Source organism: Micromonospora sp. NPDC049559 (assembly GCF_040676675.1).
Lineage (GTDB): Bacteria > Actinomycetota > Actinomycetes > Mycobacteriales > Micromonosporaceae > JBFAPK01.
Map to the genome: position 1 here is coordinate 125,576 of NZ_JBFAPK010000004.1, position 14,378 is coordinate 139,953.

General features: G+C 73.9%; 17 protein-coding genes. 10 read left to right on the forward strand and 7 right to left on the reverse strand.

The features are described from left to right. The first annotated feature begins 3 nt into the window (after positions 1-3). Complete coding sequence (locus tag AB0J86_RS07830; protein WP_363854195.1) at positions 4-231, forward strand: hypothetical protein; 228 nt, start codon at positions 4-6, stop codon at positions 229-231. Then, positions 231-581 (forward strand): DUF3140 domain-containing protein, encoded by a 351-nt coding sequence (locus AB0J86_RS07835; protein ID WP_363854198.1) that lies wholly within the window; start codon positions 231-233, stop codon positions 579-581. The genes AB0J86_RS07830 and AB0J86_RS07835 overlap by 1 nt, the downstream gene beginning before the upstream one ends. A gap of 206 nt (positions 582-787) precedes the next feature. Here the strand turns inward: AB0J86_RS07835 and AB0J86_RS07840 are convergent, their stop codons facing one another. The 4 genes from AB0J86_RS07840 to AB0J86_RS07855 form a co-directional block, all read right to left on the reverse strand. Next, complete coding sequence (locus AB0J86_RS07840; RefSeq protein WP_363854200.1) at positions 788-1,024, reverse strand: hypothetical protein; 237 nt, start codon at positions 1,022-1,024, stop codon at positions 788-790. Positions 1,025-1,331: 307 nt separating this feature from the next. Next, on the reverse strand, positions 1,332-2,303 hold the full coding sequence (locus AB0J86_RS07845) for a LysR family transcriptional regulator (RefSeq protein WP_363854202.1): 972 nt from the start codon (positions 2,301-2,303) through the stop codon (positions 1,332-1,334). Positions 2,304-2,403: 100 nt separating this feature from the next. Beyond that, positions 2,404-3,054, reverse strand: a complete 651-nt coding sequence (locus AB0J86_RS07850; RefSeq protein WP_363854205.1) for a ThuA domain-containing protein — start codon at positions 3,052-3,054, stop codon at positions 2,404-2,406. Between the two features lie 56 nt (positions 3,055-3,110). Next, positions 3,111-3,758 carry a hemerythrin domain-containing protein gene (locus AB0J86_RS07855; protein ID WP_363854207.1) on the reverse strand — a complete coding sequence of 216 codons (648 nt, stop codon included), beginning with the start codon at positions 3,756-3,758 and terminating at the stop codon, positions 3,111-3,113. 246 nt (positions 3,759-4,004) lie between these two features. On the opposite strand from AB0J86_RS07855, the gene AB0J86_RS07860 reads away from it, so the two are divergent. Beyond that, positions 4,005-5,330 carry a M20/M25/M40 family metallo-hydrolase gene (locus AB0J86_RS07860; RefSeq protein WP_363854210.1) on the forward strand — a complete coding sequence of 442 codons (1,326 nt, stop codon included), beginning with the start codon at positions 4,005-4,007 and terminating at the stop codon, positions 5,328-5,330. A gap of 123 nt (positions 5,331-5,453) precedes the next feature. Beyond that, positions 5,454-6,128, forward strand: a complete 675-nt coding sequence (locus AB0J86_RS07865) for a hypothetical protein (protein WP_363854213.1) — start codon at positions 5,454-5,456, stop codon at positions 6,126-6,128. 76 nt (positions 6,129-6,204) lie between these two features. Here AB0J86_RS07865 and AB0J86_RS07870 read toward each other — a convergent pair whose 3' ends face one another. Next, the gene (locus tag AB0J86_RS07870; protein WP_363854216.1) at positions 6,205-6,396 is read right to left on the reverse strand and encodes a DUF5703 family protein; all 192 of its coding nucleotides are present in this window, start codon (positions 6,394-6,396) and stop codon (positions 6,205-6,207) included. Positions 6,397-6,478: 82 nt separating this feature from the next. Then, positions 6,479-7,450: an aldo/keto reductase gene (locus AB0J86_RS07875; protein ID WP_363854219.1), complete on the reverse strand. Its 972-nt coding sequence runs from the start codon at positions 7,448-7,450 to the stop codon at positions 6,479-6,481. A gap of 212 nt (positions 7,451-7,662) precedes the next feature. Between AB0J86_RS07875 and AB0J86_RS07880 the strand changes: the two genes are divergently transcribed. From AB0J86_RS07880 to mshC, 6 genes are all read left to right on the forward strand, one after another. After that, positions 7,663-8,715 carry an LLM class F420-dependent oxidoreductase gene (locus tag AB0J86_RS07880; protein ID WP_363854764.1) on the forward strand — a complete coding sequence of 351 codons (1,053 nt, stop codon included), beginning with the start codon at positions 7,663-7,665 and terminating at the stop codon, positions 8,713-8,715. Next, on the forward strand, positions 8,712-9,545 hold the full coding sequence (locus AB0J86_RS07885; protein ID WP_363854221.1) for an undecaprenyl-diphosphate phosphatase: 834 nt from the start codon (positions 8,712-8,714) through the stop codon (positions 9,543-9,545). The genes AB0J86_RS07880 and AB0J86_RS07885 overlap by 4 nt, the downstream gene beginning before the upstream one ends. Before the next feature lie 77 nt (positions 9,546-9,622). Then, a complete protein-coding gene (locus tag AB0J86_RS07890) occupies positions 9,623-10,339 on the forward strand; it encodes a histidine phosphatase family protein (protein WP_363854224.1) in 717 nt (238 codons plus the stop codon). Positions 10,340-10,561: 222 nt separating this feature from the next. Beyond that, positions 10,562-11,149, forward strand: a complete 588-nt coding sequence (locus tag AB0J86_RS07895) for a DUF3090 domain-containing protein (RefSeq protein WP_363854226.1) — start codon at positions 10,562-10,564, stop codon at positions 11,147-11,149. Beyond that, entirely contained in the window at positions 11,146-11,964 is an 819-nt protein-coding gene (locus AB0J86_RS07900) for an SCO1664 family protein (protein ID WP_363854229.1), read from the forward strand. Before AB0J86_RS07895 ends, AB0J86_RS07900 begins: the two co-directional genes overlap by 4 nt. Positions 11,965-12,052: 88 nt before the next feature. Then, positions 12,053-13,291 (forward strand): cysteine--1-D-myo-inosityl 2-amino-2-deoxy-alpha-D-glucopyranoside ligase, encoded by a 1,239-nt coding sequence (gene mshC, locus AB0J86_RS07905; RefSeq protein ID WP_363854232.1) that lies wholly within the window; start codon positions 12,053-12,055, stop codon positions 13,289-13,291. Between the two features lie 162 nt (positions 13,292-13,453). On the opposite strand, the gene AB0J86_RS07910 is transcribed toward mshC, so the two are convergent. Then, positions 13,454-14,245 carry a GntR family transcriptional regulator gene (locus tag AB0J86_RS07910; RefSeq protein WP_363854235.1) on the reverse strand — a complete coding sequence of 264 codons (792 nt, stop codon included), beginning with the start codon at positions 14,243-14,245 and terminating at the stop codon, positions 13,454-13,456. Between the last annotated feature and the right edge of the window lie 133 nt (positions 14,246-14,378).

Sequence of the window (14,378 nt, forward strand, 5' to 3'; positions counted from 1 at the left end):
CGCGTGACCGAGCCCGAGGAGAACCAGGAGAAGACCCCGAAGACCGACGCGATCCTCAGCCCGCGGGAGCTGCGCCATCCCCCGAGCACGGCCAACCCCTCCCGTACCCGGGTGCCGGCCGAGGGTCTGCGGCCGCCCCGCCCGCCCGAGGAGGCGGAGGAGGAGGGGCGGCGCGAGGAGGCGGCGGCGGACGACGCGGCCGAGTCGCAGGACGAGGACAAGGAGGAGTGATGGCCCGGGACCAGCGCGTCGAGCCCGAGGTGGAGCTGCTGTGGCAGGACTTCCACGACCGCGTGAACGTCACCTCCGAGCGGTTGCGTACCTGGCTGCTGACCCAGGGGTCGGGGGAGGAGACCTTCACCGCCGAGCCCCACCTCGACCTGCCGGAGCCCGGCCGGTCGATCCTGGCCGTGCTCCGCAAGCGCAAGGTCGACCTGACCGACGGGGACATCCAGGTGATGCGGGAGACGATCGAGGAGATCGACGGACTGCTCGACGACCGGCCCGAGGCCGGGGCCACCGACGACGACTGGCGGCGCGCGCTGCTGGACCTCGGTCACGATCCGCTGTTGGAACGCTGACCGGCCCGCTTCCCCTCGGGGCGCGGTTTCGCCGCGCGCCTGCGCCCCGCCCCCGCAGGCCCGTACGCCCGCCGCACGCCCCCGCCGCCGCACGTCCCCGCCGCCGCACGCCCGCCGGCATGCCTGCCGCCCGCCCGCATGCCCGCCGCCGCCCGGCCCCGGGCGCGGTCGGTTCCCGCGCGGCCGGCTGACGGGGTACGCGGCCCTCACTCGGACTCGACGCTGAGTATCTGCAGCCCGGCGGCGTCCGTCGCGTCCTGGCGCTCCGCGCGCAGCGCCTCCTCCCGCGCGATCAGGTTGGTGTACTCGGCGATGTCCGCCGGCGCCGGCACCGCCGGTACCCGACGCAGGAACGCCTCGATGTCACGCGAGGCGGCGGTGTGGGCGGCGGCGATACGACGAGCCGTCTCCCGGTCGTCCTCCGGCACGTTGAGATCGGTCATGCGCTACCGGTACCCGGCACGCCCGCTCCCTACCGCGATTCCGGGCCCCGTGATTACCCGGAACGAGCCGGCCGCCGGCCGGCACCCGGCGGCGCCCGCCTGCCCGCCCCGAGCGGACGCGGCGGCGGCCGGCCGCCACGCATGATCGCGCAACTGCGGGACAGTAGGACCCTCGCGCGCTCGCGAGGGGCCTACTGCGGGGAAACCGTGCGATCAGCGAGCGTGTGCGGCGGACGAGCACCCGCCACACCGCCGCGGGAGGGAGGGTGCCGCCTCCCGGCGCCGCGAAGCGCCCGGGCGCGCAGACTCAAGCGGCGGCGCGCTGTTGGGCGCCGAAGTTCGGGTGGCGGCTCAGCCAGGCCCGGTAGCCCGGGTTGCGCGCGAGCGAGTCGACGTACGCGGCGGTGGCGTGGCCGAAGACGCGGTCGCCGGTACGGGCCGCCGGGGCGTCGGGGTGCCAGCCCAGCAGCAGCCGCCAGCGCAGCGGCGCGCCGGCCAACGGCCGGGTGACCAGCCCGGAGACGGGCCGGAAGGTGGCCTGGCAGAGCGCGATGGCCTCACCGGCTTCGACCAGGTCGAGCCCGCTGAGCACGTCGGTCTCGTACACCTTGCGCGGGGTGAAGCCGGCGCGGGCGCAGGCGGCGGCGAAGCAGTCACCGAAGCAGCCGTCGCCCGGGGCGGCCACCCAGCGTTCCTCGCCGAGCAGGGCCAGGTGCACCTCGTCCCGGTCGGCCAGCGGGTGCGCCTCGGGCAGCAGGACGAAGACCGGGTCGACCGAGACCGCCCGCCAGGTCAGCCCGAACTCGCCCGGCGGGGTCGCGTCGCCGCAGACGCCGACCAGCGCGTAGTCGAGGCGGCCGTTGAGGACGAGCTGGGAGAGCTCGTCGACGTACCACGAGGCGTACGTGCTGATCTGCGCGTGCGGATGTTCCTTGGCGAGCCGGTGCACGAGCCGCCCGAGGATGGGGCTGTTCGCGCCGCCGAAGCGGTACCGGCTCATCGCCGTGCCGGCGCCGGCCAGCCGTGCCGCCTCGTCCTGCAGCCCCTTCATGGCCGGCAGCAGGACCCGGGCGCGGGCCAGCACCAGCTCGCCGAGGGCGGTCGGCCGGGCGCCGCGCCGGTCCCGCTCGAACAGCGGGCCGCCGAGCGTGCGCTCGATCCGCTGGAGCTGCGCGGTGAGGGCCGGTTGGGCCAGGCCCAGCGTCGAGGCGGCCTTGGTCACGCTGCCGGTCTCCGCGATGGCGCAGACCACCTTCAGGTGCCGCAGCTCCAGGTTCATAGCGAGACGGTAGGACCAGAATGGGATCTACGGGAAGACCCCCGGCCAGTGAAAGACGACCGATCCGGGCGGCAAAACCAACCGAACGGGGAACTTCGGGCTAACGCGCCGCCCACAACAGGCCACGCTCGGTGATGGTACGGATCTCCGGTACGGTCAGGTCGTCGACCTTGTGCCCGACGGTGGAGACGAAGACCCGGCCGGCGCCCCAGTTCCGGGTCCAGACGGCGGGCAGGGTCACCGGCTCCCGCCAGGGGGTGTCCGGCTCCGGCTCGTACGTGACGGTGGCGAGCACGTCGTTGAGCGGGTCGCTGAGCACCCAGTACTTCTCCGTGTGCAGCCGGACCGTGCCGATGCCGGCCACCAGCGGGTGCTCCGCGCGCTCGGGCAGCACGGTCAGCGTGTGGTCGAGGAAGCCCGGCGGGTGGTGTACGAAGAGGCCGCCGGTCAGGTGCTGGTACCGGTTGTGGTGGAACGAGCCGACGATGCCGCCGTGCCAGCCGGCCAGCCCGGTGCCGGCCCGTACCGCCGCGTCGAGGCCGGCCACCTGCTCGTCGGTGACGGTGCCGATGGACCAGCACTGCAGCACCAGGTCCACCCGCGACATCCGGTCGGCGTCGGTGTAGACGTCGAGCCGGTCGTGCACCTCGACCGCGAAGCCCCGCTCCCGCAGGAACGGAATGAACAGCTCGGTCGCCTCGACCGGCACGTGGCCCTCCCAGCCACCCCGTACGACGATCGCGTCCCGCACCGGCGCCTCCCCGATTCCATCGATCCGCCGCGTCCCGCGCGCGGCGGATACGATCATCACATCTTCGGGGGCTCGGTGAGATCCTCGACGTACGTCTCGCGCCGGGTGACCGCGTCGCGTACCTTGTCGACCACGCCGACGGCCGGGTCCACCACCTTGTTCCAGGGCGGGGTGGCCGGGGTGCCGGGGTGGGGCCGGGTCGGCGCCGCCTCCTCGGCGATCTCGACCCGGTTGCCGAGCCGGATCAGCTCCTCCTCGCTGGCGGTCTCGCGCAGCTCCGGGAAGATCTCGGCGGTCGCGGCGCGCACGTGCCGCTCCAGCTCCTCGGCGACCTCGCGGGCGATCTCCACGAAGTGCGGGTCGTCGGGACCGGCGCCGGAGAGCCGCTGGAGCGTACGCAGCAGCGCGTTGTCGGCGGCGACCTCCCGGTCGGCCAGCGGCTCCCCGTCGGCGAGCGCCGAGCGTACGGTCGGGTAGAGGTACTGCTCCTCGGCGGAGAGGTGCCGGGTGGTCGTGGCGACCAGCACCTCGGTCACCTGGCGGCGGTGCTCGACGGTGCCGGCCGGCCCGGTCAGCTCGCGGCAGAGCCGGCGCAGCTGCTCGTGCTCGTCGGCGAGCATCTCGACCATGCTGCGTCCGCCGGGGCGGTAGGCATCCTCGGCGGCGTCCTCGACCGGCGGCAGGGGTGGCAGGGGGACGGTCATCGCGACCCTCCTTCTCGTGCTCGTGCTACGACTGCGGAATGCCAGCGGCGGTACCCGGGGCCCGGCGCGGCGAAACGCGGCCCAGGCCCGGTGGCGCCGGGCCCGAGCCCGGGCCGGGTCTCCCGCCCCCGGCACCCGTGCGCCGCCTCCGCACCTGGCCGCCGCGCCGCGTCCGCGCCCGTCCGCCGCGGCCCGTCGGCCGGCCGTAGGGGCGCCGGCGGCCGCCGGGCTGGTATGAAGAACCGCATGACGAGCGACGCCCCCCTGCACCCGAGCGCCACCGACGAAGTCGTCGAACTCTGCGCCGACCTGCTGCGTATCGACACCACCAACACCGGGGACAACGACACCAGCGCCGGTGAGCGGGCCGCCGCCGAGTACGTGGCGGCCAGCCTGGCCGAGGTCGGCGTCGAGGCGCGGATCCACGAGTCGGCGCCCGGCCGGGCGAACCTGGTCGCCCGGATTCCCGGTACCGACCCGGGGCGCGGCGCGCTGCTGGTGCACGGTCACCTGGACGTGGTGCCGGCCGACGCGAGCGAGTGGTCGGTGCACCCCTTCTCGGGTGAGCTGCGCGACGGCTACCTCTGGGGCCGGGGCGCCATCGACATGAAGGACTTCGACGCGATGGTGCTCGCCGTGGTCCGGCAGTGGCAGCGTACGGGGGTGCGCCCGCCCCGCGACATCGTGCTCGCGTACACGGCCGACGAGGAGGCGGGCAGCGACTACGGCGCCCGCTACCTGGTGCAGCACCACGCGGACCTGCTCGAGGGATGCACCGAGGCGATCGGCGAGGTGGGCGGCTTCTCGTACACGGTCAACCAGGACCTGCGGCTGTACCTGATCGAGACCGCCGAGAAGGGCATCGACTGGCTGCGGCTGCACGCCAAGGGGCGCCCCGGGCACGGGTCGATGGTGCACGACGACAACGCGGTGACCGCGCTGGCGGAGGCGGTCGCCCGGGTGGGCCGGCACCGCTTCCCGGTGGTGGTGACCCCGACCGTGCGGGCCTTCCTGGAGGAGGTCTCGGCGGCGCTCGGCGTCGAACTGGACCCGGACGACCCGGAGACCGCGATCGCCAAGCTCGGCCCGATCGCGAACCTGATCGGCGCGACGATCCGCAACACCGCCAACCCGACCCGGCTGGCCGCCGGCTACAAGGACAACGTCATCCCCGGCCGGGCCAGCGCCACCATCGACTGCCGGAGCCTGCCCGGCCAGTCGGAGCTGCTGCTGGAGCAGCTGCGCGAGGTGGTCGGCCCGGACCTGGAGATCGAGTACATCCACCGCCAGGCCGCGATCGAGACCACCTTCGACGGTGCGCTGGTCGAGGCGATGTCGGCGGCGCTGCGGGCCGAGGACCCGGGGGCGCGCCCGGTGCCGTACATGCTCTCCGGCGGTACGGACGCGAAGGCGTTCCACACCCTCGGCATCCGCTGCTTCGGTTTCGCCCCGCTGCGGCTGCCCGCCGACCTGAACTTCAGCGCGTTGTTCCATGGCATCGACGAGCGGGTACCGGTGGACGGACTACAGTTCGGCGTGCGGGTACTCGACCGGTTCCTGCGGAACTGCTGACGCGGGTCGACCAAGCAGGGGAAGGCGCGGCCGACCCGGTCGGGCGGGAACCGGTCGGGCACCGGCGACGCCGCGGGCCGTCACGACCACCCGCGCCATCGACCTCGAAGGGATCGCAAGATAATGACGGACCAGTACGCCGAGCTGGACGCTGCCCTGGAGCGGGTCATCGCGACCGCCCGGGATCACCTGGCCGCCGTCAAGGCGGCGCAGGGGCGGATCGACGACGACGACGTCTGGCAGGCGTACGTTGCCCTCAACAACGCCTCCTACGAGTACGACGAGCGGCTGCTGGACGCGTTCGGCGAGGTCACGCCCTGGGACGTGGAGTCGATCGACCCGGACGAGGCCGACGAGCGCTTCGGCGTGGGCCTCGGCGGCGCCGACGGAGCCGAGCCTCTCGACCCGCACCCGCGGGTGCTCTCGGTGCGCCAGCGGCGCGACTACCGGGTGCCGAGCGTGGCGGCGCTGATCCGGGTGGCCCAGGCGGCCCGGCGGGCCGCGATGCCGGAGGGCGACGAGCCCGAGCCGGTCGAGGGGGTCGGCGAGGCGGTGCTGGAGCTGCTCCAGGCCGGCGACGGGTCGCTCGGTGCCCTGGACATCCCGGAGCTGGAGCCGCTCGACGGGGTGGTGATGCTCAGCGAGACCGACGCGCCGATCGACCTGGAGGCGTTCGACGACGAGGACAGCGCCGGGCCGTTCCAGCCGGGGCCGGACGACCGGCTCGTCGGGCGCCTGGACGAGCACCCGTTCCTGCCCGACACCGACGAGGCCGACGAGGTCGAGCGGGCCCGCTGACGGCCCGCCGGCCCGAGGGCCGCTGGCCGAGGTCTCCCGGCTGCCCCGCTCACCGGCGGGGCGGCCGGCGGACCGGTCAGTAGGAGAGACCGGGCTGCGGCTTGTTGACCAGGCGCCGGCGGAGCACCACCTGCCGGGTACCGTCCCGGAAGAGCCGGACCCGGGCCAGCTCCCAGCCGGAGAACTCGGCCTGAATCGCCAACTGCGCCTGCGCGGTCACCCGGTCGACATTCGGCGGTAACCGCAGCGGCGCGTACTCGTAATCCATGCAACCATCCTGCCCACCGCCGCCGGGCGGCACCAGTCCTTCCGGCCCGCCGGGTGATCCCCGCCACGTGACCGGCGGCAGGTCAGCCGTCGCGCTCCGGATAGGCGACCGGTACCGACGAGACGTCGTCCAGGGCGCGGGCGATCTCCTCCGGCAGGGTCATCCGCTCCACCTGCAACGCGCCGAGGAGCTGCCCGACGGTGCGGGCGCCGAGGATAGGGGCGACCACGCCGGGCCGGTCGCGGACCCAGGCGAGGGCCACCTCCATCGGCGAGACGCCGAGCCCGCCGGCCGCGGTGGCGACCGCCTCGACGATGCTGGAGCAGCGCGGTTCGAGGTAGGTTGCGACAAATCGCTCGAAATGCGGCGAGGCGGCGCGGGAGTCGGCCGGTCGGCCGTGCCGGTACTTGCCGGTGAGCACCCCCCGGCCCAGCGGCGACCAGGGCAGCACGCCCAGGCCCAGCGCCTCGCAGGCCGGCAGCACCTCCCGCTCGATGCCGCGTTCCAGCAGCGAGTACTCCATCTGCGCGGCGACCACCGGGGCCCGGCCGGGGTAGGCCGCCTGCCAGGTGGCGGCCCGGGCGGTCTGCCAGCCGGAGAAGTTGGAGACCCCCACGTAGCGCGCCCGCCCGCTGTTGACCGCGTGGTCCAGCGCCGCCAGCGTCTCCTCCAGCGGCGTGTCCGGGTCGTAGCCGTGCACCTGCCAGAGGTCGACGTGGTCGGTGCCGAGCCGGCGCAGCGAGGCGTCCAGCGTGCGCAGCAGGTGTCCCCGCGAGCCGTCGCGGCGCCGGGCCGCGCCGGGCCGCAGCCCCGCCTTGGTGGCGATGAGCAGGTCGTCCCGGGGCACCAGGCTGCCCAGCAGCGACCCGATCACCGCCTCGGCGTCGCCGTCGCTGTACACGTCGGCGGTGTCGACGAGATTGCCCCCGGCGTCCAGGAAGCTCTTCAACTGGGCGGCCGCGTCGTCGGCATCGGTGTCCCGACCCCAGGTCATGGTGCCGAGCGCGAGCCGCGAAACCGCCAGCCCGCTTCGGCCGAGCGGTCGCTGTTGCATGGTTGAACCTTATTCAGAACATGCCCGTACCGACATCCTCACACCCGGCGATCCGCGGCGTGTCTTCCCAGGTGATCTCGCTCGGACCACCGCTCCGGGCGCCCCACGGGACGGCCGGAGCGGCCAGCGGCGCGTTGGCCCACCGGTCGTCGGTCCCGGCGCCGGCATTGCGTAACCTGATGCGACTCTTGTGCGGGATGGGGGAGGACCAGTTGCGACTCGCGCTCAACCTCGGATATCAGACGGCGTGGAGTACTCCCGCCGACCACCTGGCGCTGGCCCAGGAGGCGGACCGGCTGGGCTACTCGGTGGTCTGGGCGGCCGAGGCGTACGGGTCGGACTCGCCGAGCATGCTGGCCTGGATCGCGGGGCAGACATCGCGGATCGACGTGGGTAGCGCGGTGATGCAGATACCGGCGCGCAGCCCGGCGGCGACCGCGATGACGGCGGCGACCATCGACACCCTCTCCGGCGGACGGTTCCGACTCGGCCTGGGGGTCTCGGGGCCGCAGGTCTCCGAGGGCTGGCACGGCGTGCGGTACGGCAAGCCGCTGGCCCGCACCCGCGAGTACGTCGACATCGTGAAGCTCGCCCTGGCCCGCAAGCAGGTCGAGTACCACGGTGAGCACTACACGCTGCCGCTGCCCGACGGACCGGGCAAGGCGCTGCGGCTCAGTTTCCACCCGCCCCGCGAGCACATACCGCTCTACCTGGCCGCGGTCGGACCGAAGAACCTGGAGCTGGCCGGGGAGATCGCCGACGGCTGGCTCGCGATCTTCTACGCGCCGGACCACGCGGCCGAGCAGCTCGCCGCGGTGGCCGCGGGCCGGGCCCGCGCCGGCAAGGAGCTGGCCGGCTTCGACGTGGTGCCGTCCGTGCCGGTGGTGGTCGGCGACGACGTCGCCGGCTGCGCCGAACTGGTCCGCTGGTACGCGGCGCTCTACGTGGGCGGCATGGGCAGCCGGAAGCAGAACTTCTACAACCAGCTCGCCACCCGAATGGGCTACGGCGACGCCGCCCGCGAGGTGCAGGACCTGTACCTGGCCAAGCGGCACCGCGACGCCGCCGCGGCGGTACCGACGGAGTTCGTCGACCGTACCTCGCTGCTCGGGCCGAAGGAGCGCATCGCCGACGGGATGCGCCGGTACGCCGAGTCCGGCGTCACCACCCTGGCGCTGACCCTCTTCACGGCCGACCGGGACAGCGGCGTGGCCACCCTGCGTACCTGCGCCGAGGCCCTGGAGCTGGCGGGAGTGGGCGAATGAGCTGGATCGAGGCGATCGTGCTGGGCATCGTGCAGGGGCTCACCGAGTTCCTGCCGGTCAGCTCCTCGGCGCACCTGCGGATCACCTCCGCGATCTTCTTCAAGGAGGACGCCGGCGCGTCCTTCACCGCGGTCACCCAGCTCGGTACCGAGGCGGCCGTGCTGGTCTACTTCGCCCGCGACATCTGGCGGATCACCCGTACCTGGGTGGTCGGGATCTTCGACCGCTCGGTACGCGGCAGCATCGACTACCGGATGGCCTGGTACGTGATCGTCGGCTCGGTGCCGATCGGCGTCTTCGGCCTGCTCTTCAAGGACCAGATCCGCAGCGGTGCCCGCAACCTCTGGCTGGTCTCGGCGGTGCTGATCGGCTTCGCCTTCGTGCTCGCCTTCGCCGAGTACTGGGGGCGGCAGACGCGCACGATCAACCACTTCAAGCTGAAGGACGGCGTCGTCATGGGCTTCGCCCAGGCGGCGGCGCTGGTGCCGGGCGTGTCGCGCTCCGGCGGTACGCTCACCGCCGGGCTCTTCCTCAGCCTCACCCGGGAGGCGGCGGCCCGCTACTCGTTCCTGCTGGCGATCCCGGCGGTGGTGATGTCCGGGGTCTTCAGCATCCCGGACGTCTTCGAGCCCAGCGCCGAGGGCTCGATCCCGACGGTCGCGCAGATGGTGGTCGCCACCATCATCGCCTTCGTGATCGGCTACGCGTCGATCGCCTGGCTGCTGCGCTATGTCGCGCATCACACCCTCTACGTCTTCGTCCTCTACCGGGTGGCCCTGGGCAGCCTGGTGCTCGCCCTGCTGCTCACCGGCACCATCAGCGCCACCTGAGCCGATCCGCCGGGAGGCGACGGCCGGTGTCCCAGGGGTGCGCCGACCCGGCGGCCGGCCGGCCGTAGGCTGACGTCGTGGCAACCCTCCTGCTCGTACGACACGGCCGGACCACCGCGAACGCCGACGGTGGCCTGGCCGGCCGGCAACCGGTCGAACTCGACGAGACCGGCCGGGCGCAGGCCGTCGCCGTCGGCGCCCGGCTGAAGCAGCTCCCGCTGGCCGCCGTGATCACCAGCCCCCTGGTCCGCTGCCGGCAGACGTTGGAGCTGGCGCTGCCGGGCGTCCAGCCGGTCGTCGAGGAGGACCTGACCGAGTGCGGGTACGGGGAGTGGGAGGGCCAGCCGCTCAAGAAGCTGGCCAAGGATCCACTGTGGCCGGTGGTGCAGCACCACCCCAGCGCGGTGGTCTTCCCCGGGGGCGAGGCGATGGCCGCGATGGCGGCCCGGGCGGTCGGGGCGGTACGCCGCTGGGACGCCCGGCTCACCGCCGAGCACGGCGCCGAGGCGGTCTGGCTGGCGTGTAGCCACGGCGATGTGATCAAGGCCATCGTCGCCGACGCCCTCGGGCTGCACCTCGACCAGTTCCAGCGGATCGTGGCCGACCCGGCCTCGGTCACGGCCATCCGCTACACCCCGACCCGTCCGTTCGTGCTGCGCCTCAACGACACCGGCGGCGACCTCGGCAACCTCGTGATGCCCCGGCGTCCGCGCAGGCGCCGCGCCCGCCCGACCGACTCCGACGCCCCCGTCGGCGGCGGCGCCGGAACGGGCGCCACCGGCACCGACCGCTGAGCCCGGGCCCCGGGGGTCCCGGGCCGGTCGGGGAGCCGACCGCGGATCGGGGGAAACGGGGCCGCGGAACCGGTCCCGGCGGCCGGGACGGGTGGGACGATTGTGCCGGACGGTGCCGGGGCGAACACGACGCGTACCCGTCGGGCCGCCGCCCGCGCCCACGGCGGCGATTCGGGTCGGTGCGCTGCGCACCCGCGCGGCCGGCCGGATAGGGTCGTGGGTATGACCCACCAGGTGCACGCATTCGAACCGCCGGAGCGGTTCGTCGCCGGAACCGTGGGCGCGCCGGGGGAGCGGACGTTCTTCCTCCAGGCGCGCGGCGGAGGCCGGCTGGTCAGCGTCGCGCTGGAGAAGGTCCAGGTGTCGTTGCTCGCCGAGAAGCTGGAGGAACTGCTCACCGAGGCGCAGCGCCGCTTCGGTGTGGAGGTGCCCGAGGCGCCGGCGACGGTCTCCGACAACGACCCCCTGGACACCCCGGTCGATGAGGAGTTCCGGGTCGGCACGCTGGGACTGGCGTTCGACGTGGATACCGCGACCGTGGTCATCGAGGCGATAGCGGCCGGTGAGCGGGAAGCCGAGATCGATCTCGGTGGCGAGAGCGATGACGACATCGACGAGGACGACGAGGACGAGGAGCCCGACGACGACCTCGACCGGCTCCGGGTGCGGCTGACCCCGCAGGCGGCCCGGGAGTTCATCGAGCGGGCCCGCCGGGTCGTCGCGGCCGGTCGTCCGCCGTGCCCGCTCTGCGGCCAGCCCCTCGACCCGGCCGGTCACCTCTGTCCCCGGCACAACGGCTACCACCGGTGACCTCGACGGACCTGCAACCGGTGCTCGACGAGAGTGACGCGCTGCGGCTGCTGCGCGGCGGCGAGTTCGAGCTGGAGGGACGGCTCGTCGACGCCTCCAACACCACGCTGCGGGGGTTCCTGACCCTCGACGGCGTGACGGCCCGCTGCGTCTACAAGCCGATCCGCGGGGAGCGCCCGCTCTGGGACTTCCCGGACGGCACCCTGGCCGGGCGGGAGGTCGGCGCCTACCTGGTCTCCCGGGCCACCGGCTGGGACGTGGTGCCGCCGACCGTGCTGCGGGACGGACCGTTCGGCCCCGGCGCCTGCCAGCTCTGGATCGACGAGCCGGAGGAGGTCGAGGCCCTGGTCGGCTTCGTACCGGCGCAGAGCCTGCCGCCGCGCTGGTTCCGCATCGCCGGCGCGGTCGACGACGACGGCGAGGAGTACGCCCTGGCGCACTCCGACGATCCCCGGCTGGCCCGGCTCGCGGTCTTCGACGCGGTGATCAACAACGCCGACCGCAAGGGCGGGCACATCCTCGTCGGCCGGGACGACCGGCTCTACGGCGTCGACCACGGCGTCTGCTTCCACGTCGAGGAGAAGCTGCGTACGGTGCTCTGGGGCTGGACTGGCCGCCAGCTTCCCCCGGACGCCGTCGAGGTCCTCGGCCGGCTCGCCGCCGAGCTGAACGGCGGGCTGGGCGAGGAGCTGTCGGAGCACCTGACCATCAGCGAGGTCGCGCAGGTCGCGGCGCGGGTGGCCCGGCTGCTCGCCGACGGGCGCTTCCCCGACCCGCCGTCCGACTGGCCGGCGGTACCGTGGCCGCCCGTCTGAGGCCGTCCGCTCCGGGGTAACTGTCGTATCGATCACCGGCCCCCCGGCCGGCATCCGTGCCCGCGCCGGGCTGGTTAGGCTGGCGGACATGGAATCTTGGACGGGGCACGAGGTGCCGCGGCTGCCGGGAACGGCACAGCCGCTCGCGTTGTACGATTCGGCCCGCCGCACCGTCCTGCCGACCGCTCCGGACGGCCCGGCGACGATGTACGTCTGCGGCATCACCCCGTACGACGCGACCCATCTCGGGCACGCGGCCACGATGATCACGTTCGACCTCGTGCAGCGGATGTGGCGGGACGCCGGCCGGCCGGTGAGCTACGTGCAGAACGTCACCGACATCGACGACCCGCTGCTGGAGCGCGCCGAGCGCGACGGCGAGGACTGGGTGGTCCTCGGCATGCGGGAGACCGCCCTGTTCCGCGAGGACATGGAGGCGCTGCGGATCATCCCGCCGGAGCACTACGTGGGCGCGGTCGAGTCGATCCCCGACATCGCGGCCCGGGTCGTCGAGCTGCTCGACGACGGCGCGGCGTACCGGCTCGACGACGGTACGGGCGACGTCTACTTCGACATCGCCGCGGCACCCCGCTTCGGCTACGAGTCCAACCTCTCCCGCGAGGAGATGCGGGAGCTCTTCGCCGAGCGCGGCGGGGACCCCGACCGGGCCGGTAAGCGCGACCCGCTGGACCCGTTGCTGTGGCGCGGCTCCCGCGAGGGCGAGCCGGCCTGGAACGGCGGTCCGCTCGGCCCGGGCCGGCCCGGCTGGCACATCGAGTGCGCCGCGATCGCCCTCAAGCTGCTCGGCGCGCGGCTCGACGTGCAGGGCGGCGGCAACGACCTGCTCTTTCCGCACCACGAGTGCTCGGCCGCGCACGCCGAACGGCTGACCGGCGAAGAGCCCTTCGCCCGGCACTACGTGCACGCCGGCATGATCGGCCTCGACGGCAGCAAGATGTCCAAGTCCAAGGGGAACCTGGTCTTCGTGTCCCGGCTGCGGGCCGACCGGGTGGACCCGATGGCGATCCGCCTGGCGTTGCTGGCCGGCCACTACCGGGCCGACCGGCAGTGGACCGAGGAGCTGCTCAAGCTCGCCACGCAGCGCCTGGGCCGCTGGCGCGAGGCGGTTCGCGCGGCCGCCGGGCCGTCCGGGGCCGAGCTGCTGGCCGGCGTACGCGAGCGGCTCGCCGACGACCTCGACACGCCCGCCGTGCTGGCGCTCGTGGACGCCTGGGCCGAGGCCGCGCTGGCCGGTACCGGCACCGACCCGGAGGCGCCGGCGCTGGTCGCCCGCACCGTCGACGCGCTGCTGGGGGTACGCCTGTAGCACCGGCACCGCCCGACCCCTACCCGGCCCCGCCCGCCCTCCGGCGAGCGGGGCCGGCGCCGTTGCGCCCTCCGGTGGGCGGCGGGCCGTGCCGCGGCCGGCGGGGTTCCGTGCCGACCGCCCGGAGGCCGGTCCGTGGGCCCTCAGCCGAGCACCAGGCCCTCAGCCGAGCACCAGGCCCGGGTCCGGGTCGGCGTCCGGCACCGGTCCCGGGATCTTGTACTCCTCGGTCAGCGTGGTCATCGGTCCGGGCCAGGTCGCCTGCGCCACCTCGATCGGCTTGTGGGCGGCGTCGTACGCCACGTGCAGCAGGTGCAGCACCGGGGTGTCCGGCCGGATCCGGAGCAGTTCGGCCTCCTCCCGGCTGGGCTGGCGGGCGCTGATCTGGTCGGTGGCGGAGACGTAGCGCCGGCCGATGGCCTCCTCGGCCTCCTGGTAGAGCGGGCGCCCGAACGCCTCCAGGCGCTCCAGCGAGGTGCCCGCGGCGTCCGCCACCCGGAACCAGGAGGCGCCCACCTCGACGGGCACCTCCTCGGTACGCACCAGGTGTCGGCGTACCACCAGCTCCGTACCGTCGGAGACGCCGAACGCGTCGGCGACCTCCGGGGGCGCGGGCGCGCGGCCGACCTGGACCAGCTGTTGGCGGTACCGGGCGGCGAGGTCGGTGTGGTAGCCGCGGTGGCCGCCGTAGCGCCCCCGGGAGAGCCGGTTGAGTCGCCGGCGGGTACCGCGGACGTACGTCCCGGAGCCGGGCTTGGTGATCAGCACGCCCTCGACCCGGAGCTGGTCGACGGCGCGCTGCACCGTCTGCTTGGCCACGCCGAACAGTTCGGCGATGGCCGGGATCGAGGGCAACCGCTCGCCGGGTGCCCAGTCGCCCCGGCGGATCCGGGCCTTGAGCTGCGCCGCGATCTGCCGGTGCGGAAACTCCGCCGCCCCGGGATTGATCTCCATGCCAACTCCTCCCACCCCAATGACGCTAGGTTCCTAGGATGCCGTACGGGGTGTGCGCCCGCCCACCCCGACACGCCGCATCACGGCCACAAAATCCACGCCGGCAGCCTCGCTGACCGCACAGAAGCCCCGA

Bases quoted from the DNA above. Each gene is read 5' to 3' on its own strand.
- AB0J86_RS07835 (WP_363854198.1), top strand. From the start codon at position 231: ATGGCCCGGGACCAGCGCGTCGAGCCCGAGGTGGAGCTGCTGTGGCAG.
- AB0J86_RS07840 (WP_363854200.1), bottom strand. From the start codon at position 1,024: ATGACCGATCTCAACGTGCCGGAGGACGACCGGGAGACGGCTCGTCGT.
- AB0J86_RS07845 (WP_363854202.1), bottom strand. From the start codon at position 2,303: ATGAACCTGGAGCTGCGGCACCTGAAGGTGGTCTGCGCCATCGCGGAG.
- AB0J86_RS07855 (WP_363854207.1), bottom strand. From the start codon at position 3,758: ATGACCGTCCCCCTGCCACCCCTGCCGCCGGTCGAGGACGCCGCCGAG.
- AB0J86_RS07860 (WP_363854210.1), top strand. From the start codon at position 4,005: ATGACGAGCGACGCCCCCCTGCACCCGAGCGCCACCGACGAAGTCGTC.
- AB0J86_RS07865 (WP_363854213.1), top strand. From the start codon at position 5,454: ATGACGGACCAGTACGCCGAGCTGGACGCTGCCCTGGAGCGGGTCATC.
- AB0J86_RS07870 (WP_363854216.1), bottom strand. From the start codon at position 6,396: ATGGATTACGAGTACGCGCCGCTGCGGTTACCGCCGAATGTCGACCGG.
- AB0J86_RS07875 (WP_363854219.1), bottom strand. From the start codon at position 7,450: ATGCAACAGCGACCGCTCGGCCGAAGCGGGCTGGCGGTTTCGCGGCTC.
- AB0J86_RS07885 (WP_363854221.1), top strand. From the start codon at position 8,712: ATGAGCTGGATCGAGGCGATCGTGCTGGGCATCGTGCAGGGGCTCACC.
- AB0J86_RS07895 (WP_363854226.1), top strand. From the start codon at position 10,562: ATGACCCACCAGGTGCACGCATTCGAACCGCCGGAGCGGTTCGTCGCC.
- mshC (WP_363854232.1), top strand. From the start codon at position 12,053: ATGGAATCTTGGACGGGGCACGAGGTGCCGCGGCTGCCGGGAACGGCA.
- AB0J86_RS07910 (WP_363854235.1), bottom strand. From the start codon at position 14,245: ATGGAGATCAATCCCGGGGCGGCGGAGTTTCCGCACCGGCAGATCGCG.